17 protein-coding genes are annotated in these 18,696 nt (G+C 28.7%); 5 read left to right on the top strand and 12 right to left on the bottom strand.

Features of this window, described 5'->3' with window-relative positions:
* The 4 genes from CLFE_RS23990 to CLFE_RS24005 form a co-directional block, all read right to left on the bottom strand.
* The gene (locus CLFE_RS23990) at positions 1–957 is read right to left on the bottom strand and encodes a tetratricopeptide repeat protein (RefSeq protein WP_077893221.1); all 957 of its coding nucleotides are present in this window, start codon (positions 955–957) and stop codon (positions 1–3) included.
* Positions 958–1,095: 138 nt separating this feature from the next.
* The gene (locus tag CLFE_RS23995; RefSeq protein WP_077893220.1) at positions 1,096–2,007 is read right to left on the bottom strand and encodes a hypothetical protein; all 912 of its coding nucleotides are present in this window, start codon (positions 2,005–2,007) and stop codon (positions 1,096–1,098) included.
* Positions 2,008–2,259: 252 nt separating this feature from the next.
* Positions 2,260–2,928, bottom strand: a complete 669-nt coding sequence (locus CLFE_RS24000) for a hypothetical protein (RefSeq protein WP_077893219.1) — start codon at positions 2,926–2,928, stop codon at positions 2,260–2,262.
* Positions 2,921–3,265 carry a PadR family transcriptional regulator gene (locus CLFE_RS24005; RefSeq protein ID WP_077834803.1) on the bottom strand — a complete coding sequence of 115 codons (345 nt, stop codon included), beginning with the start codon at positions 3,263–3,265 and terminating at the stop codon, positions 2,921–2,923. Before CLFE_RS24005 ends, CLFE_RS24000 begins: the two co-directional genes overlap by 8 nt.
* Positions 3,266–3,732: 467 nt before the next feature.
* Between CLFE_RS24005 and CLFE_RS24010 the strand changes: the two genes are divergently transcribed.
* Positions 3,733–4,164: a hypothetical protein gene (locus CLFE_RS24010; RefSeq protein WP_077893218.1), complete on the top strand. Its 432-nt coding sequence runs from the start codon at positions 3,733–3,735 to the stop codon at positions 4,162–4,164.
* Positions 4,165–4,214: 50 nt separating this feature from the next.
* On the opposite strand, the gene CLFE_RS24015 is transcribed toward CLFE_RS24010, so the two are convergent.
* The 3 genes from CLFE_RS24015 to CLFE_RS24025 form a co-directional block, all read right to left on the bottom strand.
* The gene (locus CLFE_RS24015; RefSeq protein ID WP_077893217.1) at positions 4,215–4,688 is read right to left on the bottom strand and encodes a GtrA family protein; all 474 of its coding nucleotides are present in this window, start codon (positions 4,686–4,688) and stop codon (positions 4,215–4,217) included.
* Between the two features lie 119 nt (positions 4,689–4,807).
* Positions 4,808–5,806 carry an MFS transporter gene (locus tag CLFE_RS24020; protein WP_077893216.1) on the bottom strand — a complete coding sequence of 333 codons (999 nt, stop codon included), beginning with the start codon at positions 5,804–5,806 and terminating at the stop codon, positions 4,808–4,810.
* Between the two features lie 64 nt (positions 5,807–5,870).
* Positions 5,871–6,941: an ArsR/SmtB family transcription factor gene (locus CLFE_RS24025; RefSeq protein WP_077893215.1), complete on the bottom strand. Its 1,071-nt coding sequence runs from the start codon at positions 6,939–6,941 to the stop codon at positions 5,871–5,873.
* Positions 6,942–8,523: 1,582 nt separating this feature from the next.
* Between CLFE_RS24025 and CLFE_RS24530 the strand changes: the two genes are divergently transcribed.
* Positions 8,524–9,273 carry an ABC transporter ATP-binding protein gene (locus tag CLFE_RS24530; RefSeq protein ID WP_432706073.1) on the top strand — a complete coding sequence of 250 codons (750 nt, stop codon included), beginning with the start codon at positions 8,524–8,526 and terminating at the stop codon, positions 9,271–9,273.
* 23 nt (positions 9,274–9,296) lie between these two features.
* Here CLFE_RS24530 and CLFE_RS24035 read toward each other — a convergent pair whose 3' ends face one another.
* The gene (locus CLFE_RS24035) at positions 9,297–11,087 is read right to left on the bottom strand and encodes a penicillin-binding transpeptidase domain-containing protein (protein WP_077893213.1); all 1,791 of its coding nucleotides are present in this window, start codon (positions 11,085–11,087) and stop codon (positions 9,297–9,299) included.
* 175 nt (positions 11,088–11,262) lie between these two features.
* Here CLFE_RS24035 and CLFE_RS24040 point away from each other — a divergent pair, with 175 nt between their 5' ends.
* Both CLFE_RS24040 and CLFE_RS24045 read left to right on the top strand, forming a co-directional pair.
* Positions 11,263–12,489 carry a helix-turn-helix domain-containing protein gene (locus CLFE_RS24040; RefSeq protein ID WP_077893212.1) on the top strand — a complete coding sequence of 409 codons (1,227 nt, stop codon included), beginning with the start codon at positions 11,263–11,265 and terminating at the stop codon, positions 12,487–12,489.
* A 171-nt stretch (positions 12,490–12,660) separates the two neighbouring features.
* Positions 12,661–13,965, top strand: a complete 1,305-nt coding sequence (locus tag CLFE_RS24045) for a helix-turn-helix domain-containing protein (protein WP_077893211.1) — start codon at positions 12,661–12,663, stop codon at positions 13,963–13,965.
* Positions 13,966–14,370: 405 nt separating this feature from the next.
* On the opposite strand, the gene CLFE_RS24050 is transcribed toward CLFE_RS24045, so the two are convergent.
* A complete protein-coding gene (locus tag CLFE_RS24050) occupies positions 14,371–15,156 on the bottom strand; it encodes a phospholipase C (RefSeq protein ID WP_077893210.1) in 786 nt (261 codons plus the stop codon).
* Positions 15,157–15,377: 221 nt separating this feature from the next.
* On the opposite strand from CLFE_RS24050, the gene CLFE_RS24055 reads away from it, so the two are divergent.
* A complete protein-coding gene (locus CLFE_RS24055) occupies positions 15,378–16,055 on the top strand; it encodes a DUF421 domain-containing protein (protein WP_077835148.1) in 678 nt (225 codons plus the stop codon).
* A gap of 19 nt (positions 16,056–16,074) precedes the next feature.
* Here the strand turns inward: CLFE_RS24055 and CLFE_RS24060 are convergent, their stop codons facing one another.
* The 3 genes from CLFE_RS24060 to CLFE_RS24070 form a co-directional block, all read right to left on the bottom strand.
* Complete coding sequence (locus tag CLFE_RS24060; RefSeq protein ID WP_077835149.1) at positions 16,075–16,854, bottom strand: Kae1-like domain-containing protein; 780 nt, start codon at positions 16,852–16,854, stop codon at positions 16,075–16,077.
* Positions 16,844–17,104: a hypothetical protein gene (locus tag CLFE_RS24065; RefSeq protein WP_077835150.1), complete on the bottom strand. Its 261-nt coding sequence runs from the start codon at positions 17,102–17,104 to the stop codon at positions 16,844–16,846. The genes CLFE_RS24060 and CLFE_RS24065 overlap by 11 nt, the downstream gene beginning before the upstream one ends.
* Before the next feature lie 66 nt (positions 17,105–17,170).
* On the bottom strand, positions 17,171–18,568 hold the full coding sequence (locus CLFE_RS24070) for a Na+/H+ antiporter NhaC family protein (RefSeq protein WP_077893209.1): 1,398 nt from the start codon (positions 18,566–18,568) through the stop codon (positions 17,171–17,173).
* Between the last annotated feature and the right edge of the window lie 128 nt (positions 18,569–18,696).

Consider the following 18,696-nt stretch of genomic DNA (forward strand, 5'->3'; position numbering starts at 1 on the left):
TTATACTAAAAATTTACCATTTAAAATATGCTTATCGTCAATTTCAATATCAAGGTCTTTAAACTTAATGGTTTTAGTTTTAGCCATAATAGCTTTATATTCATCTTTATCTTTTACTTTTTCATAGACTTCATCATCAAAGTTTTCACCGTTAGTTATAAAGTTTATCTTTCCTAAGAATATATTTAGATTTTTGTAAAAGCCTTCGTAATCATCTTCTGCTAGATTTACCTCGGCAAGATTTTTATAGCCATCAAAGTTATTTTTGTTAAGGTCTATTGCTTTAGTAGCAAATTCTTTAGCCTTTTTAATATCTCCAGTTTTCCTTCTTAAATAGGAAAGATATATATAAGTTGAAGGTTTTTCTGGCTCTGCATCTAAAGCCTTATTAAGATATTCCTCAGCTTTTTCGTAGTTTCCGAGTTTTGCGTATGTAATTCCTAGGCTCCTATAAACAGAGTTTGTACTACCTAGTTCTAAAGATTTATTAAAGGTTTCAATAGCTTTATTATAATCATTAGTTAAGTAGTAAAACCAACCTAAATTTTCATAAGTTAAATTAGAATTTGGTTGAAGTTCAACAGCTCTTAAAAAATACTTTAAAGCGCGTTCAGGTTCGTAAAGAATATGATAACTAAGAGCAAAACTATAAATATCATTTATTGTTTTAGGTCGTAATCTTAGAGATATTAATAAATCTTCTAGAGAAAGCTTAAATTCTCTTGAGTAGAAATAAATTCTTTCACGAGTAAGATATGCATTTGCCTTAACGTTTTTCACAGGACTTTTAACTAGCTTTGCTAGAATGGCTAAAGCTTCATCCTTTTTACCTTTATTAAAATAGGCTACAGCTTTATTAAGAGATTTTATTTGAAAATACGTTAGGATGATAAAGATTGGTAGTATTATACATATGGCAATTGGTATAATATACATAAAAATATTAGCTAAATTCATATTTTGTTTCAACTCTTTTCTTTTAATAATTCACGTAAACAAATAATACCACATATAGAGAAATTTATCGAGTGAAATATAAAATCTTTTTTATAGGACAAAAATAAAAAAATGAGTGAATAAATCACCCATTTTTTCTTAATCCTCACTTTTGGTAAACTTTCCGGTGAGGTTAACACCAATACCACCGTAATTTTGTATTTCACTATTTGCAGTTACAATTACAGTACTGCCTTCTATATTAAAAGTCATTTTTAAAAGCTTATCATTACTTATGTACTCAGCCTTTTTCTTTGAAGCATCAGTAAATAAGGCTTTTCCGGAAACGCTTCCTATATTAATACCTACGTTTGAAGAGTGCCTTGAGTCTATTGCAAATTGAAAACCCTTAAGATCTCTATTAAAAATAACTAGATTTGCGGCTTCAGCTTCACCATTTACTACATTTTTATAGTAACCTTGAATTGAAGTGTTATGTCTAATAGGTTTTCCATTGGTTAAAGAAAAGGAATATTCCTTGACCTTAAAGGGATAAATTTTTGAAGATTTTGCAGAAATCCATCCTCCAGATATTTTGTTGTTGTAGGCAAAACCTTTGAAATATGCGTTTATGTTTTCGTCTTTATCGTATTCTATTAGTTCAAAAAGCCCACCTTTATATAAGGTTCCAATTATATTTATATCCTGTTTTACTTTATCATAAGAGTAAGTACCACTAAAAGAAGCTAGCTTCTCTATGCCTGTTGAAGAATACTTAGAATGATCCACTGCAATTATTGTGTCTCCATATTTGTCGGCATTTTTATCATAATCAGGGAAGGAAACTTTATCATCTCTTTTTAGCTTCATATGAATATTGGAGTCATTAACTGAACCTTCTAAGTTTATTTCATAATCATTTTTTAAAGAATCCACAAGAGTTTTAGCTGCTAGTCCTATGGGTTTTGATTTACAGGCTTTTGCATTGTTATGTACTGAAGTTTTAAGACTACAACCGTATGAGACAGTACTTATTAGTATTAAAAAGCCTGCCATTAATTTTTTATACATTATAAACTACCTACCTTATTTAGATTTTGAACTTTGTATTATATCTTACTATATATAACGCACTAAAATTCTTACATTGTGAATTATAAAATATTCCTGCTAAATAAGTTCCACCACAGAATTTTTTATGAGTCAGAATGTAATAGAATTTATGCGTTATATAGAATATTATTTGAAATAGAAATAATATTTATACTTTTACAAAAAACATATATAAATAGGAAGAAACTCCGTTATATTAAAAAAATAAGGCTAAATTGCAGCCTTATTTCTAATTTTTGTTATTAATTTATACAGCCAATAGATAATTAGGATGGTTATTATTATATAAGGGTTTATAGAAAATACAATATAGCGTTTTAGGCTATATTGTAAAAAGCCTAGGGCGAATATAAATATATATAGTACAATGAAAAGTAAAACATAAGATTTTTTAGAAGGTGTTTTGAAGCTAGTTTTTCCAATATATTTTAAAATTACAAAACATGAAATAAGAATTAAAGTAGCATTTAGAAAAAATGAAATTCCTAGATCATAACTAATTATCTTTTTATATTTTATTAATTTTGGTAAGTAGTCGAATGCAAAGTTTATGGTTAAAAGTATGAATAAACCATTCATAACTATATATAAAACATCTTTTAGGTTTTCTACATGGAATCTGTTATCTAGAGCAGCAGCTATAATTGAATCACAGTAAGCTTTATAATCCGAACCTATAATGTCGTCAATAGATTTTCCTTCTTTTTCATATCTTAAAAACATTTCAAGGAGATCAGATATGATTTCTTCTATTTTTGTTGAGGGAAGAGAACTAACTCGAATATAACATACAATGTCTCCGTAAATTTTATTATTATATTCATTTAATTTTTTACTGTTTTGATAATTTTCTCGTATCATCTTATCTACTTCATTCATTTTTAAACACCTCATAATCTGAAAATATTTTATCTATGCTATCCTTAAGGTTTAACCAATTTTCATAAAAATCTTTTAGTTCGGTTTTTCCTTTAGGGGATAAGGTATAGTATTTTCTTTTAGGACCATAGGGAGATTGCTTTTTTACAGAATTCAAAAGTTCTGATTTTTCAAGTCTTAAAAGAAGTGGATAAATAGTTCCTTCACTTACATCAGTTAGTCCAAAATTTTTTAATTTTTCAGTAATTTCATAGCCATAAACTTCTTCGTTATCATTAATTATTTTTAAAATGCAGCCTTCTAAAGTACCTTTTAAAAATTGGGATTTATCGTTCAATATAATCACCTCGCTATTATGTTATACAAGTTAGCTTGACTATATTGTATAACATAATAGCGAGCTTGTAAATACTTAAATAATTGTAAGTAAAATTTTCAATATAAAATAAATTAATAATATTTTTAATAATCATAAATATAAGAAAACTTTAATTTTAATTTGTATACATTTTTTACAGTTTATTCAATAAAACATAAGCTTTGAAATAAATTCAACTAAAAAGCTATATTTAAATATTATGTGTAATTAAAAAAATGAAAACATAGCAGTTCGGATATAAAAATAGAGCTAAGCCCTTATTTTATGGGAAATGAGCTCATTTTAGTGAGTTACACAAAATGTAGATTGTGTGTAACTCATTAATTATACTTTTTTATTTGGGTATTTTAGGGTATAATAGTATAAAAATAAATTTGTTTAAAATTATTCAAATAAATTAGGTAATTTTAACGGGGAAGTTATATATGAAAGTAAAATCAAAATTATGGAAGCAAATTATTAAGAGTGAACTAGTAAGTATAATTTTTGCTATTGTAAGTAGGTTATATATAGCATTAATTTTAAATTATGTTTATTTAACAGGTAATTACAAAACAGTAGCTATAACTATTACTGTTTTTGCAGTTTTTTGTATAATAACAAGTATTATGTTTTTAAGTGAACATATGATTAATATTGTTATTATAGCTTTATCATATTTTATTTATTGTAAGATATTCCTATCTATAATATTAGTTCATAGAGGAAGCTCCAATGATTATGGTTTTGGAATTTTAGGATTAACCTTAGAAGTATTTTTAGGAGGGTTTAATTATATTATTGTAGTAGTAGCTAGTGTGATTGCTGTTGGAGTTCACAAGATTAAAAGTTTTGACTTAGAGAAAAGAGACTATTAGAAATAGCTTATTCATATAATTTTTACGCGATTATATGAATAAGCTATTTTTTACATGGAGTGAGTTTTTTTGTATGCCCAATATTTATTTATAACATAGTTTAAGGGTATAGTAATAATCAAGTTAATAATTGGACCAATATATTGTGATATATGTAGAACGTTAACCCATAATATTAGTAAAGCTCCATTCAATAATATACCTGTAGAAGCATAAGCAATAAATGTTTTAATAAATGTTTTTAAGGTATTTCTATTTTCATCTTTCTCTAAGGTAAAAACATATTTGTTATTCCAGTAATATGAATTCAATACACCAACAATAAAACCAATTAAATTTGCTATTTGAGAAACAAGTAATTTACTAAACTCATTTGTTATATTTGACAAATGAGGAGCAAGGTAGAGATTACATAAAAATATAACTAAATAAGTTACAAGTGTAGAAATGACAGTGTTTGAAAACCCTACTAATCCGAATTTTAAAAATTGGTAAGAGTTTTTTATATTAAATTTTATATTCAATTAAATATTCCCCTTTGTATAAGTTTATTGTATTGCTAATTGGATATTTTAAATATAATTGTAATTATATAATATCATATATTATTTAGCAAATAAGTGATTTACAGCATGGAATTTCTTCAAGCTGCAATATTAAATTCTTTCTTATAGGTAAATTTAAATGTAGAAATACCAGCTAGTGTCATAATAATTCCAGAGAAAAAAACTATAGAACTAACCATAATATGAGAGCATAGGAGACCACCAAAAAAGTAGCCTAGGAGTATGGTGAAGGAGGCTAGCATACTAAATATACTGCTTATTCTACCCATAAACTCATTTGGAACGATTAATTGCATTATTAAACTTAAATTTATATTAGTCATAGAGGTGGAAAAGCCTAGCATAAATAGGGATATAAAAGCAAAGATTAGACTTTTACTTAAACCTAAGGTTATAACAAAAATTCCTTCAAGAGATACCCATAGGGTAAGTTTTAAGTAGACATTGTCTTTTTTATTCATAAAAGGAAATATAATTGAAGCTAGTATAGCACCAACAGCTGGAAGAGCCATAAGCAGTCCATATCCAGAGCTTCCCATATTAAATATTTTTGAAGAATATATTGGAATATATATATCTAAGGGAGCAGAAAAGAAGTTGTCTATACAGCCAGCTATAAGCATAAAGTAAAAAACAATTTTGATTTTTTTACAATATTGAAAGCCTTCTTTTACTTTTATTAATAAATTAAGCTTTTCTTGTAAGGTATTTTTATTAATAATTGAGGGCAGAAGTATAAAGCTTTCACATAGGGCAGAAAAGAGAAAGGAAAGACTGTTCATTATAAATAAAGGTTTTACTCCTAGTAAAGCTATTAAAACTCCTGCAAAGGCTGGATCTATTATACCATAAAGAGAAGTTGTCACCCTATTCATAGAGTTTGCTAAGGGTAAGTCTTTTTTTTCTACAAAAGTTGGAATTAAGGATATCATTGAAGGTGAGAAAAAAGCACCTACGGAGGATACCAAAAAAGAGACAGCATAAATAGTATATATGTTAAGCTTAGAGTTTAGTGAGGTTATAAAAATTATAAATATAAGTACCGCACTTAGTATATTGCACCTTTCGATAGTAATCTAACCTTAATTCAAATTCGATATACATCGAACCAACATGGTAAAAAAATTACCGAGGAATGCTTTATTTAAGCATTTTATCCACGGCATCACATACTATTTTTTTCATGTTCTCACTATTGAAGTTGTAATAAATTTTATTATCTACTTTGTTTTCTGTTATAAAATTGTTATAAATTAAAGAATTTAAATGATAGGATATGGTTGAATTAGAGAGCTTTAGGTTTTGGGCTATTTCTTTACCATAAAGGGGTTTTTCATTTAGTAGTTTCAATATGTTTAATCTTGTTTCGTCACCAATGGCCTTTAATATTTTTAAAAGAGAAGCTAGTGCTTCAGAATCCTTTAAGTTAAGTTCCTTAAATCTATAACCTATTAAATAGTACTCAGCATCTGTAAAAAGACTGGAACGTAAATAAGCGAATTCATAGAAATAAGAAGCTGAAACGTATATTTCTGAGGTTGAATCATAATTTCTTCTAGTTAAGGCTTCCATATATTCCTTTGTGTTTATTTCAATATCGTGAATTAATTCTTCTTCATAGTTTAAGACTTTTTTGTTTATCTCAGGTAGAATTTTTATGTACATGTTCTTATAATACCACTCTAAAAGATTTACGAGATCATTTTTCATTTTATAAGGATCAATAAAAAATTGAAGTAGCTCCCACTTTTTATCACTATCAATGCATATGTTATTATTTATAAAATCAATTGCTTTTTTTTCATCCTTCAAAAGAGTTTTTACTAAGGAATTCATTTCTGATATATTCATTCCATCTAAATTAAAGCCTGAGCTTAAGAAGCTTGATAAAATTCTACTGACCTCAAGTTTTTTTATATGTACTAAAAAGGCTTCTATATCAGAAAGCTTAGTTTTTACAATTTCTGTAACAAGGCACATCCCGTAAAAGGTTTCTTTATTAAAAAAGGTATTAATTTGTTTATTAATTTCCTCTGGAAGCTCTTCCTTTGATTTATATATCCAATCTAATATGTCTGTATTAAATTCTCTCTTCTCATCACTGCTAGTAAAAAAATCTTTATCACAGTTAAGTCTGAAAAGACTTCCTAAAAAGTCTAAAGCTTCAGAATGTATAAGCTCTATGTTATCTATAATTTTAATAATTATCACCTCTTTAACCTTATTATAGTTTGATATCTATCGAATGTCAAATATTTAAAAAAAAACAAATAAATAAATATATAGAATGTTTAATGTAAAAAATATTCACATTAATAATTACAATAAAATACATAAGGGTACTAACCTGGTATATTATAAATAAATATGATTTTATTAAAAAAAATGTTTTATTTTCTTGAATTTTGGTATATAATAAAAATGTAAAGGTTTTAAAGCTGACTTTTAAAGAGAGGTTATACTGGAAGTTTTTAATGTGAGTATTTATACATAAAAGAATTAACTTTCCGGTAAATGGTCGATAATATAACTTGTAAAATGCACTTGTTTTTATGCAAGTGCATTTTGTAGTTTATAATAAATTTGCATTATAAGATTTTATTTTTATAAAAATTTGATTGTATAATTTGGGTATATATAGTAATATATATGGAAAAAGATTGATTATTTGGGATTAAAACATATTAAAGACTAAGAGGAGGAGATAAAGGTGGAAATGCCTAAACAAAATATTACAATAAAAGATATAATTAAGTCTTTTAAGTATTGGCCAAGGCTTCTAAGCCTTCTTTGGGGTGTAAGTAAAAGTAATCTTATAATTATAATAGTGTTAACTCTAATAAATGGTCTTACACCTACACTTTCGTTATTGGCGTCACAGCATCTTATAAATGAAGTACAAATTCATATGAATAAATATTTTGCTGCGGTACTTACCGCATTTATTGTATTCATTATAATTTCTTTAGTAACAGATTTTTTTGGTGGCATTGTAGTGTATTTTCAAACAGTTTATCAAAAGGTGCTTATATATAAGCTAAATGTAACACTTATGGAAAAGGCAAACAGTTTAAGTTTAAGTGATTTTGAAAACTCAGAAATCTACGATAAGCTTTCTAGGGCTAAAAATCAAGTATCCTATAGACCTTATCAGATTTTAAACTCTATATTAACAGTAATGAGTTCTATAGTTACTTTAGTATCATCTATGTTAGTAGTTCTTGCCTGGAAACCGTGGATAATAATAGTTCTTATAATTTTCCCTGTAATATCATCTATATATACCTTAAAGGTTGGACAATTAGAATTTATGATTCAGTGGAAGAGAGCACCAAAGGAAAGAAGAGCCTGGTATTTATCTTACTTATTAACTAATGACCAATCCTTTAAGGAAATAAAACTGTACGGTATTGGAAACCACATCTTAAAAAAATACAAGGATTTAAATAAAGAATTTTATGATCAGGATAAATATGTAGCTAAAAAGAGAACTGGAATGATATTCTTCTCTAATTTTATGGAGCAAGTATCAGGAGATATAACCTTATTTTTTATAATTTGGTCTGCTTTCATGGGAAAAATTTTAATGGGTAGTACAGTAGGACTTATAAGGGCTGTATCTTTAGTGCAAAGCAACGTAAAAACCTTTATTAGTACTTTCTTTGATATGTATGAAAATAACCTTTTTATTGAGCAGCTATTTGAATTTTTAGATGTGCCTGCTTCAAAGCTTGATATGATAACTGATGGTGGTATAACTGTTGAAAATATAGAAACTGTAGAGTTTAAAAATATCTATTTTAAATATCCTAGCCAAACTACAGAAACACTAAAAAACATAAATTTAAAAATAAATGCTGGTGAAAATATAGCCTTAGTTGGTAAAAATGGTTCAGGTAAAACCACGTTAATAAAGCTTTTATGTGGTCTTTATGAAATAACTTCAGGAGATATTTTAATAAATGGTATTTCCATAAAGGACATAAATATTATAAAGCTTAGAGAAAAAATAGCTACAGTATTTCAAGATTTCTTAAGATATGAAATGACGGTTAGGGACAATATAGGGCTTGGAAATTTAGAATTAATTAATGAAGACGATAAGCTTAAAAAGGTGGCACTGGATGCAGGCATATATGATGCTATTGAAAAAATGCCTAAGAAATTTGATACTCAGCTTGGAATGTGGTTTAAAGAAGGGACACAATTTTCTGGAGGGCAATGGCAAAAGATAGCACTGGCAAGGGCGTTTATAAGAAAGGCAGAGCTAATAATATTGGACGAGCCTAGTTCTGCTTTAGATCCACTGTCAGAAAGAGAAATGTTTGATAAATTCCTTCAGTTAACTGATAGAAAAATTGGCTTATTTATAACACATAGATTTATAAATGCTAAATATGCTACAAGAATAGTTGTTCTTGATAAGGGTGAAATAGTTGAAGAAGGAACCCATGAAGAACTTATGAAAATTGGTGGACAATATAAAAGCTTATATGATGTTCAATATAATATATATGAAAATCAAAAAGTTGATATAAGTTAGAGAAAAGCAGCTAAGAAGCAAGATTACTTCTTAGCTGCTATATTATATATGCCGTAAGTAGCTAAATAGTCAAAGATTTGGCTGTAAAGTTCTTTTGCTACAGGGGCAGCAACAGTTGACGCATAGTAATTTGTAGCCGCATCAGGTTCATCAACAGAAACCAAAAGGGTTATTTTAGGTTTATCCTTAGGTGCCATGCCAGCAAAGGAGGCTATATACTTTCCTGGTTCGTAGCCCCCACCCTTTGAGCTTGCCTTTTCAGCGGTTCCGGTTTTTCCAGCTATATCGTAGGAGGGTATATATGCCTTATGTCCTACACCAGCTTGATCGCTAACTACATGAATCAGGTAATCACGTAAATTCTTTGCTACAGCTTCATCTAATATTTTCTTTTTTCCATAGTCAGAGTACTCTTCATCAACTATCCTATTGTTTTTATCATCATTATGAACTATTTCCTTCATAACATGAGGTTTTATCCAGTTACCGCCGTTTGCTATGGCATTAAAGGCAGCTAAGTAGCCTACAGAAGTAACAGAAATACCTTGTCCAAAAGAGTTTATTGCAAGATCTACAGGGCTAGTTTCTGATGGAGGTCTAACTGTTCCAGTTGCCTCATCAGGTAAGTCTACTCCGGTTTTTTCGCCAAGACCAAACAGCTTTTCATATTTATATAATCTCTCCTTGCCAAGTAAATTTGTGCCTAATTCCATAAAGCCTACATTACAGGAGTTCTTAAGAATATCAACAAAATGTTCTTTACCATGTCCTTCAGGCTCCCAGCAGTGAATGGTGGTTTTATTAATCTTTAAGCTTCCATCACAGGTAAAGACGGTATTATCATTGACTACTTTTTCAGCTAAAGCAGCATAGGAGGTGATTACCTTAAATATGGAACCAGGCTCAAAGGCATTTTCAACTGCGGTATTTCTTAAATTTGAGGTGTCCTCCTCTTTGGGGTTATTTGGATCAAAATCAGGTTCTGATACCATAGCTAGAATTTCACCATTATTTGGGTTCATGACCGTAATGGTTACAGATTTAGCTTTGTTATCAGATAAGGCTTTTTTAGCAGCCTTTTCAGCAATTAATTGTATATTTTTATCAATAGTAAGAACTATATCATGTCCGCTTTTAGGTGCTGAGTACTCAGAATTTCCATAAGGAAGCTGATTTCTCATAACATCTGTTTCAATGGTTTTATGACCGGGAGTACCCTTTAATATTTTATTGTAGGATAGTTCTACTCCAGAAGCTCCAAAGCCGTTAGAATCAACATAGCCAAGAACACTAGAGAGAAAATTATTATTTGGATATTCACGAAGGAAGTCATCTGAATAAATGAAACCAGTTAATTTTAAGGCTTTTACTCCATCCACTTTTTCTTTACTAAGATGACGAGCTAAGGTTATAAATCTCAAAGGCACTCCATTTGAAGTTTTAGACAAACTAGAATAAATGTCATCGGAGGAAGTACCTAAAACATCAGACAGTTTAGAGGAAAGTTTTTTTAGTGTCATTTTTTTAGTCTTTAAACAGGATAGCAAAGTATTCATATCTACATCTATTTTATAATCACTTAAGCTAACAGCGAGAATATCTCCATTGCAGTCAAAGATGCGTCCTCTTTTTGGGGTAATTGTCACTTCATTTTTCCATTGATTTATAGAATAAGCTTTAAAATTATTGGATTTATCTAGCATTATATATATAAGTCTAAATATTATAAGTAAAAAAACTGAAATCAAAAGAAAAAAAACAAAAAACAGCTTTTTACCAAATTCTAATTTTCTATTTATAGTTGAATGCTTCAAATTAACACCCTACTTTCTGTAAAAATATTCCAAATACAATAATACCACATATTTTACCATTTTTACAAAGTCATTTAAAGCATACTTTCTAACTTAATTATAAAAATGTGGTGTTATATGGTAAAATGCATGTTATAATTATATTAAGTAAATTTTTTGAAGCAAGGAGGAGAATATGGAAACTTATGAGATAGTATCTGTAGGAGAAAAACTTAAAAGGCTTAGAAAAAAGTACAAGGTAAAGCAAGAGGCTTTGGCAGGAGATGAAATCACTAGGAATCTCATAAGCCAAATAGAGCATAACAAGGTAAGGCTTACTGAGAATTCTGCAAGGATAATGCTTCAAAATCTGAAACAAATCTGTAATAAAAGAAATATAGAGGTTTGTGAAGATATAGATTACTTAATGGAAGATGAGAAAGCTCAAGCAGTTAAGATAGTGGACAAATATATAGATGAGCTTAAAAAGCTAAGTACATATAAGGGTGATAACTTTTTAAGTAAACTAGCTCAGACAGAAGAGTTTTTGGCTGACTTACAGCTTAAATATAAAAAGATAGAGGTTTTTAATTTAGCAGGAGATTATTTTTTAAGTAATAGTGATTTTTATAAGAGTGCACTATATTATGAAAAGGCAAGAGCACTTATGGAAGTTGATGCTGATAAGGATGCTATGATTTTGGTGCTTAGGAAGTTGTCAAAAGTGTATCCATATATAGGGCAGTATGAAAAAACTGTAGCTGTAAGCGAGTATGCATTAGAAAATTTCAAAGATATGGATGAAAAATATTATTGCATTTTTATTTATAATAGTGTACTTGGATATTTGAGACTAGAAAAGTATGAGAAGGCCTTAGATAAAATACATATTCTTGAAAAAATAATTAAAATCACAGATGTAGAGAGGTATAGCGATATATTGATACATAAAACATATTGCCTAAGTTATCTTAACAGATATGATGAAACGTTGGAAACCTGTTATAAGATATTAGATATGTTACAAGATAAGGATGGAATGAGATACATAGTGGCAATGGTTAATGTATGTGGAGTCTATGATAAGTTAAAAGATTATGCTTCAGCAAGAAAGGTAATGAAAATTATATTCGATAAACTGAAAAAGTTTAATGATAATGATTTTTATGTAGCTGAAGTATATTTTGAGATGGGGAAAATATTGCATAGAAGTCTGAAAGAATTTAATAAGGCAAAGGAATGTTATATAAAAGCTTTAAATGCTTGTGAAAAGAAACCAGATTATTACTTAACAAAAGAAATAGCTACTAGATTAATCGAGCTTTATACAGAGCTTGAAAATCCTGAAGATAGGAAAGAAGTAAAGGAAAAAATCTTAGAATTAGAATCCAAGAATAGAAAAACTGATACAAAGATATGGTAAATAACAACATAATTCTATTCATTTTGAAAGTAAATTGATGTAAAAGTTACTTAATAAAAATAATAATTAGATATAATATAAAAATTAATTTTTTTGGAAGAATATAATGAAATATAAAAAAATGTATGATATACTTTAAATAGTCAATTAATTACAGTTAGGAGAATCTATATGGACACTTATGAGATAATGTCTATCGGAGACAAACTTAAGAACTTAAGAAAAAAATATAATCTAAGTCAAGATGATTTAGCAGGAAATCAAATAACAAGAAACCTCATAAGTCAGATAGAGCACAACAAAGCAAATCTCACTAGAAGTTCAGCTAAGATAATGCTTACAAATTTAAAGAAGATTTGTGATAAAAAAAATACTGAAGTTGAGGAAAACATAGATTATTTATTAGAAGATGAGAGATCACAGGCAAATAAGGTTCTCGATAAATACATTAGAGAGCTTAAAGATTTAACTGTGTATAGGGATGGTGCTTTTCTTAGCAAATTATCTGAAATTGAAGAATTTTTAGCAAAATGGGACATAAAAGACAAGAAGATAACTATTTTTGAAATGGCAGGAGATTACTATTCCAATATAAGAGATTTTTATAATAGCTCAATGTATTATGAAAAAGCGAAGGCTATTATGGATGGGGATATTCATAATGAGGACATGCTTTCCGTGCTGAGAAAATTATCCATGATTTATTATTATATGGGGAAGTATGAGGAGGATATAAAGTGTTGCGATTTTGCCATAAATCATTTTGATGATATGAGTGAAGAATATTATTGTATATTTATATATAATAGATCATCATGTTACATGAATTTAAAACAGCATGATGTAGCTTTAGAGGGTTTTAAAGAAATTAAACCAATAACGAAAAAGATGGGTATGGACAAGTATTATGATGTATGCATTCAAATTGCAACTTGTTTAGCAGAGCTTGGAGAGTATGATGAAAGCTTAATAGTTTACAATAAAATACTAGATTATGTAGGCGAGAAAAAGTATGAAAAGCATATAATGGTGTTTATAAATGTAGTAGAGATTTATATGGTACTTGGAAATGATGAGAAGATAAAAGAGAATTTAAATTTAATTTTTGAAACCAAGAAACATTTAAATGAAAATTTTGTTTATTTACCTGAGACTTATTTTCAAATCGGAAAAATAGGTAAGAATTTAAAAGATTTAAAATTAGCGGAAGAATATTATGAACAAGCATTAACTTATGCTAAAAAGAATATGAGATATTATGTAGAAGCTGATATTTTATGTGAATTAGTTGATTTATATATTGATAAAAATAGTAAAGAAAAAATATTGGATGTAATGAATGAATTTTTCATCCTAACAGGCAAGGAAGGTAAAATAAGTACAAAGGTTATGTATAAATTAATAGACTTTTATCTAAGTATAAAAGATATAAATTCGCTTAAAGATATATTAAGTTTCAGTAAAAAATTCATATAAGAAGGGATTTGGTAATATGTTCTTTAAAAATCACAAAAAATTAGTAGTAGTTATAGCGGTATGTATTCTATTTTTAGGGTTTATAGGAGTATTTAATAATCATCTACTATCGTTTTTTCCAAATGTTTCATGGTAATTGGTAACGTTATCTTAAAAAATTAACAAAAATACATATGAGAAATTATTAAATTAGAAAAGAAGAGACTACGGTTTCTTCTTTTTTGTGTTTAATATCGTTTGTATACTAAAAGAATATGAAAAACCAGATAAACTAAAAAAGCCTGTATATGTTGTATTAAGCCATATATAGGCTTTTAAAATAATCATCAAAAAAATAATCATATAGTATGCTAATTGAAAAATAACGCAACAAGGATACGTTTAGTGGTGTTATTTTTCAATCTATTAAAATTCTCCAACCTCATGCAAAAATCTATAGAAGAAAGCAGCAACATAGCCTTCAGCATATTTAACAGTTACATTAGCAACGGAATCCCAAGAATCTGAGCTACTTTTTACTTGATCCTTAAAGGAATAAGAGTATTTAGCACAGTCATTTAATATATCATTGCAGTAACTATTAAAGTCTTCTGAATAATAATTGTTATATTTATCTGTAGTATTTATAGCATAGTCAGCTTGATGATCTTGAACAAATTGCTCATATTGAGAATGAGTAGTTAGTACAGCTATCATATTTGCAGAATGGTAAGGCACATTTACATCCTCTAAGAAATGACAAGCTCGTCCTAATTCCTGCATAGAATAAGTTCTATCCGTTTTGTAGCTGGCTACAGCATTACAAGCGTGCTCTTCAAATTTTGTAAGAGCTGTTATTTTAGATGCGGGAAGAATAGAAGGAAGATAATTTTTATTTGTGTAGGGATCGTAGAAATGATATGCGAAAGCCCATTGATTTTCATCTTTATCAGGTTGATCACAGTACTGTTTTACTATGGGCTCATAGTTTGTAATAAGCTTTTCTAAATTTGCTCCTTTGTCGTTTCCAAGTATGGCCATAGCATGTCCTGTTATAAATTCATGAGTTCCCTTTGCACCATCGCTTGTGAAGCCATAGGTACGACTTGGAGTAATAGTTTTAGGTGTTTCGGCAAAGGCTGTAAAGGAAAAAGTAATAGTTAATGCTGAGGCTAATAAAGCCGTGGTAACTTTTTTAAATACATTTTTCATAATAACCTCCTAAAAAATTAAAATATGTTAAATTATACTATTTTTATAATATGTATAGTATAAATTATCTATTTTTGTATGTCAATGCTTAACTTTTTTGAATATATTATGTTTAGGTTAAAAAATAAACAGAAAATTAACTTTACAAATGATTTATAAGTTTAAATTTATATAAAAAGGAAATAATAGAAATATAATATGGAACTAAGGAAGTGCATCACATGGAGCATTACATGATTATATTATATAGATCAGTTATTTCTTATTTTGTTTTACTCCTATTTACAAGAATTATGGGTAAAAAACAGCTTTCACAGCTTACATATTTTGACTATATAGTAGGAATAACAGTAGGCTCCATTGCAGCAGCAGCTTCCGTAGATAGACATATAGATGTTTTTGAAAGCTGTTTTTCTATTGTGGTCTGGAGTACTCTTACTCTTATAATATCAATAGTAACCTTAAAGAGTATTAAACTCAGATTATGGATAGATAGTGAACCACTATTAATTATAGATAAAGGTAAGGTTATTTATAAAAACATGAAAAAGGCTAAGTATAATATGGGAGATTTACTAATGCAGCTTAGAAATAAGGATGTTTTTTATATTAAAGATGTGGAAGTTGCTGTGCTTGAGCCAGACGGAAAGCTTAGTGTTTTAAAGAAGGCTGAGAAGGAAACGGCAACCTGTGAGGACTTAGGAATAAAAAAGCCTAAGGCCGGCATGATGGAAGAGATTATTTTGGATGGGAATATATTAGTTAATCATTTAAAAAGGGTTAATAAGGATAAGGCTTGGGTTTTTAAAAAGTTAAAAGAAAGGAACATTAAAGACATTAAAAATGTAGTTTTTTTAGGTTTAATGCCAGATAACGAAATATATATTGTTACCAAATAGAGGAGAAACCTGACTCAGATTATGAGTTCAGGCTCTTTCTTATAAATTCATTTTTACTTTTTATATAAAAACTTGAATCAAAACAAACCTCAAAATTGCTATTTTTAAGGCCTTCATAGATGCTTTTAAGTAAATGTTGATTTTCAAATATATGACCGCTTAGGATTACATTATTTACATTATTAATTTTTGACAATATAAGTGACATAGTTAAGGTTATATGAGAAATTGTATTATGAAATTTAGCTGAAATTATACTTTTTTCAATATTACTATTTATGTCCCTTAATACTCCATTTATAATGCTTTTAAGTTCTATTATAAACATATTATTTTCATTCTTTATTTTGTATTTATAATAATTTTGTACATTTTTAGCGGCTATATTTTCTAAAAGCTCAGAAGCCTTGCCCTCTCGACCTTGGTTATATACTAATTTAAGTAAGGCTGAAACACAGTTGAAGAGTCCTTCTAAGCTTGAGGATTTATAGCAGTTTAGGTTTTTATTTAAACCAGCTTTAACAACACCCATGTTATCTATAAATTTATCTGGATTGCATTTAAAAAAGTTAAGATAGCTTATAGCACATCTAAAAGGTTCTTTTATAGCTTTATCATAGCCTTGAAGAGTTACATATTGGAAATGAGCTGCTCTTTTAAAATCATTTTTTGTGCCAATAAAAAACTCTCCTCCCCAAAGGTTTTTATCAGAGCCTAAAGTCATGTCATCGTATACAATTATAATTGATTTTGAAGGATAATGATTAATTGAAAGTTTAGAATTATGACTAGTTGCCATTTAGTTCACCTTCTAACCTTCGCATTATAACAGTTTGATCGGGTAAATCATCTATTTCAACATTTATTTTTACGTTATCTAAAATTAAATCTGGATTGTTTATTTTTAAATAGTCTGTTAGATTTATTGAATTGATATCACATTTAGAGTTTACGGTAACCGTAAGTTCACTTATTTTAGATATATTTTTCTTTTCACAGCATTCGCATAGGCAGTAGGATATTTTACTTAATAATGTGGTGTCGGCCATTTATATCACCTCCTAATATATAAATCTATTCTTTAAAGAGGGAAAAAATACACCATTTTAACATTATTAAATAGTCATACCAACAATTAAATAAGAAATTATAGTAAGTAGTACGCCTAAAATTAGGTAAGGAAAAGAACTGGTTAGATGATCTCCATAGGATATATCAGCCATTTGTGCAGCTAGTGGTGAAATAACATCGCTAACAGCACCACCGGAGAAAACGGTGCCAACCATAAGGGGGATAGAAATACTTAAATCAAGTGAAAAGTTTATAGCTAAAGGCATCATAAGTGCCCAAGTAGCCCAAGAAGAACCCATTGCATAAGCAATTACAGCGCTTATTGTAAAAAGCATAGAAGGTATTAAGAGTTTTGGTATGCTTTTTATAAAGGGACTATCTATTAAATTATTTATACCTAAAGCCTGAGTAATAGCCGTTAATGCCCAGCTTAAAGCTAAAATCATAACGAGGGAGAGAACCTTTTCACCACCTTTTATAATATGAGCTTCTATTTCTGCGACACTAATGTGCTCAAATAAATAGTAAAGACTAGTTAAAAACAAGGTTAGAATAACACCAGAAAAGATAGAAACATTAAATTTAGCATAGGTTAAAGCGTTAATAAAGCCTGAAGCGTAGTCCTTACCAGTCCACCAAAAAAAGAAAATAGTACTTGAAAGCAGCAAAACAATGGGGACAATAAGGTTTTTGCTGTTCTTAGGGTATTCATCGATATTTTTATTGGATAGACTTTCCTTTTCAAGGTGGCCTTTTGTAAGTTTTGAACCTTCTTCCCTGGGTTTCCCTATTCTTATTTTTCCAAAGCCAATGCCAAATAAGCTTATTAATATACCAAGAATTAACATAATCCAAGGAAAGAAGTTCCATAATATACTTTTTACCAGTATAGTATAGGCCTTTTCATATATGTGCCTATGTTTTATATTATTTGTAACTAGAGTAACCATATAGCCAAGGTAAGAAGTAGCAATAGGTATAAGCAAAATCAATTGAGTGCTTGTAACAGAAAGTATAAAAGCTAGCTTTTCCCTTGAGCCATTAAGCTTTTTTAGGGAAGGAGTTAAAACAGTTCCTACAGCAATCGTATGAAAAGAACTGTGAAAGAAGGTTATTATGCTTAGAAGCCATGCCCACATAAAAACGTCCTTTTCGCTTTTTACCCATTTACTTATAGCAGCACTAAAGCCGGAAATTCCGCCTGCCATCTGAATTAGTTCAGCTAGAGAACCGAAGCCGATAAAGAAGGATAGTGTATAGGCGCTGTCTTTGTTAGCTACAGCCTTCATAGTATATTCTCCAATAGATATAATTCCGTTAATTAGACCGTTATGCATAAGAGCACCCACTAAAACTCCAACAAATAAAGATATGATTAATTTTCTGGTTTTAAAGGTAAAAATTATAGTTACAAAAGCAGGAATTAATGATAGAAAGCTCAAGGTAGCAATCCTCCCCCTAAATTATATAGTTAAAATTAGTATGCCTAGATACTGTTTCATATATGTATAGTAAGAAGTACCATTTATACTGATGTGCAAGTGTTAAAAGGTGGAAGGATTAATTATGA

The organism is Clostridium felsineum DSM 794 (assembly GCF_002006355.2).
In the GTDB taxonomy this organism is placed as follows: domain Bacteria; phylum Bacillota; class Clostridia; order Clostridiales; family Clostridiaceae; genus Clostridium_S; species Clostridium_S felsineum.